The sequence below is a fragment of the Thermoanaerobacterales bacterium genome (assembly GCA_030019475.1).
Taxonomy (GTDB): Bacteria; Bacillota; Desulfotomaculia; order Desulfotomaculales; family JASEER01; genus JASEER01.
The window spans coordinates 1-2,929 of record JASEER010000078.1; the positions used below are offsets into that span (position 1 = coordinate 1).

The 2,929-nt window shown below is 59.1% G+C and carries 5 protein-coding genes; 1 reads left to right on the forward strand and 4 read right to left on the reverse strand.

What is annotated here, in order from left to right; all coding sequences use genetic code 11:
* Window positions 1-459, reverse strand: a 459-nt coding sequence (locus tag QMC81_11830) for a hypothetical protein (GenBank protein ID MDI6908159.1), incomplete at its 3' end; no start/stop codon positions are given.
* A gap of 433 nt (window positions 460-892) precedes the next feature.
* Here QMC81_11830 and QMC81_11835 point away from each other — a divergent pair.
* Window positions 893-1,747, forward strand: coding sequence for a copper amine oxidase N-terminal domain-containing protein (locus QMC81_11835; protein MDI6908160.1), 855 nt, complete (start codon window positions 893-895; stop codon window positions 1,745-1,747).
* A 105-nt stretch (window positions 1,748-1,852) separates the two neighbouring features.
* On the opposite strand, the gene QMC81_11840 is transcribed toward QMC81_11835, so the two are convergent.
* From QMC81_11840 to QMC81_11850, 3 genes are all read right to left on the reverse strand, one after another.
* Window positions 1,853-2,470 (reverse strand): manganese catalase family protein, encoded by a 618-nt coding sequence (locus tag QMC81_11840; protein ID MDI6908161.1) that lies wholly within the window; start codon window positions 2,468-2,470, stop codon window positions 1,853-1,855.
* Window positions 2,471-2,481: 11 nt separating this feature from the next.
* Entirely contained in the window at window positions 2,482-2,760 is a 279-nt protein-coding gene (locus QMC81_11845; protein MDI6908162.1) for a spore coat protein CotJB, read from the reverse strand.
* A partial coding sequence (locus QMC81_11850) for a spore coat associated protein CotJA (protein ID MDI6908163.1) occupies window positions 2,760-2,929 on the reverse strand: 170 nt, incomplete at its 5' end. The genes QMC81_11845 and QMC81_11850, both read right to left, overlap by 1 nt.

The following is a 2,929-nucleotide window of genomic DNA, read 5'->3' on the forward strand; positions in this document are numbered from 1 at the left end:
ACCGTCTTCGAGGCTGTTGACGGTGTCCAGCGTGCCGGAGAACAGTCCGCCGGCCGGCGAGCCGACACCGGCATCTTCGGTTGTAGAGGGGGTGCATGCCGAACAAGCCCGCGGGCTTTTCGCGGAGGGGGCTGCGTTATTGGCCCCCGTCGATGGCTGGAGTGCTGAACGCAAACCGTCTTCGAGGCTATTGACGGTGTCCAGCGTGCCGGAGAACAGTCCGCCGGCCAGCATGCCGGCTCCTTCAATGGATTGATTCAGCCCCTGCGTCAGTTGACTTTGGGCCAAGTCCAGGCCGGGATCTGTGCTCTCCGTCCAAGAGGAGCCTGCCCAGGCGGGAACAGCAAAGGCCAGGCAGAGGAAAAGGAAGGTGCCCAAGAGACAACAAAACCCCGCCACCCGGAACTGCATCCAGGCGCGGCGTCGCAGCGACCACTTGTCAATACCGAGCCGGCGCATCTGCTTCTCCCCTACGGTGGGTTCTTTGCTGTACCATTATATTCATTGGACTTGCATATGTCAACTAAATACAGCAGTGTAATTATTTGCTATTTAGCGTCGAATTTGGCAACGGGCTGCGCGTTATCGAAATGCGCCGGCTGTGGCTCCTTTTTGCTGGGAAAAGCGACTATTAAATACAAAAACAACCCCTAGTGTCATTTAATTACAGGCTATATACTAATTGTTAAAATAATTGGCAGAATTTTTCGGTAATGGTAGCTGGCGGGGTGTTTGAACCGTGAAGGGACCAGAGCGGCATCCAAGCCGCCCCAGGAAGGTGGTGGCGCCTGTTCATTATTGGGTTGGCGGGCGGTTTTTGCGGCTGGCTGAGCACGGCGGTGATGCTTTCCCGGGTGGTACTTATTAAGTATAGTGGAGGAGGCTACGAAAAATGCGTGGCAAGACGCTGTGTGTGTTGGCATTATTGATCTGCTTCGCCTTCAGCGGACCGGGGCCGGTGCACGCGGGGCGGTTGAATATCGGGACTACTCTGACCGGCTTGACCGGGACCCTCGACGGTACGACAACGGCTGTTTCATCCGTGCTGGCCGGGACCTCGGATGCGGTGACAGAAACCGTTACAGACGTCGCCGGTATGGCGGCGGGTTTGGCCGGAACCGTAGCCGGCACGACCGGCATAATTACCGAGACTGCAGGCGAGGTTTCTAACTTGCCCGGTGCAGTTGCTGATGTCACCGGCATAGTTGGCGATGTAACCGGTGTTGTAGATGATTTGACAGACAGTCTCACGGACACCGTTTCTGAGACCGCGCAAGGGGTTACGGACACAACCGATGATCTGCTCGATCCGGGTTCGACACGAACCGGCCAGCCCCCGGGATCCGCGCGGCAGAAGGTAACGATTGTTTTCAGGATCGGAGACCCGACGCTTTACGTAAACGGCAAGGCCGTAGGTAAGATGGACGTGGTCCCTTACGTCAAGCAAAACCGCTGTTTCCTTCCCGTGCGTTATGTGGCGTATACCGTGGGGGTCAAGCCGGCGGGGGTTATTTGGGACCCGGAGAAACTGTCGGTGACCCTTCGTAGGGAAAAGGCCTCTGTCAGGTTGTCGATCGGCAGCAGTATCATTTATGTCAACGCTAAACCGGTCCAGATCGACGCCCTGCCCAGTGTAGTCCACCCGGGACGCGTTATGCTTCCATACCGGTGGGTAGCCGAAGCCTTTGGGGCCGCGGTGAACTGGGACCAGAAGACGAACTCGGTGATTATCGAATACTACGTGTAACGCTCTGGCCTGTCCCTGCAGGCTTTGTTCTAACCGGCCAGGTATATGCTTTTACCACTGACCAGGCCCGGCAGATTCCGCCGGGCCTGGTTTACGTGTCTCTTTTCACCCCTGGGTTTCGCTCCGGCTGTCGGGTAACTCGGCGCCCGGCCAGACGTGCCGGGGGTTGTTCAGGTACTGTTGGACCTGGTCCAGGGCCTCACCGAAGCGCTGGAAGTGCACGACCTCCCGCTCCCGCAGGAACCGTAGGGCGTCGCGTACCGCCGGGTCGCGGGTCGCGCAGAGCAGGCGTTCATAAGCCGCGCGCGCCTTCTGCTCGGCGGCCATGTCCTCGTGCAGGTCGGCCACCGGATCGCCCGTGGCCTGGATGAAGGCCGAGGTCCACGGGTCGCCTCCGGGCGTGTTCAGGAAGTTCGCGAAGCCGTGCACTGCGTACTGGTCACCCAACCCGGCGGCGCGGAGCTGCTGCGGGGTGGCGTCCCGGACGAGCATGTGGAACATCGTGCCGACCATCTCCAGGTGCGCCATTTCCTCGGTACCGATGTCCGTCATTACCGCCTTAGTGGAACCGGTGGGCATGGTGTAGCGCTGGCTCAAATAACGCCAGGAGGCGGAAAATTCCCCGTCAGGGCCGCCGAACTGGGTAAGCAGGAGCTTGGCGAAGCCCGCGTCGGTGCCCGAGACGCGCACGGGGTGTTCCAGGTGTTTAACGTAGACCCACATTCATAACCCTCCTACATTCCGATGTCCCAGGGCCAGGGATCATCCACCCAGGCCCACGGGTAACCGCTGGGAGAGCCGCCATGGTTCATCAGAGGGCCGTATCGTTCTTCGTAGGCCTGGTGAAGGATGCGCAGGCGTTCCACGGCCTGATTATAGTCGTTTAACGCCTTGTGGCTCTCGGGGTGGGTATCCAGGAAAAGATTCAGCTCGACGGCGCGGAAGTGCCATTTCTGGATCTCGTGAAGCATCTCGTACCTTTCCTTACCCCAATCCCATTGTCCTTTGTTCATCAGTCATGCATCCTCCTTGGGAACCGGGTGGCTACGTAACGGCGGTACGACGTGCAGGGGACGACGAACTCGGGGCGGTAAAGGGATGGGAACATAGTCCCCTTCCGAAGAGCCTCAGTGAGATCAAAACCGGGGTCGTAGTTCTGGATCGGTACGTAAGCCTCCGCCA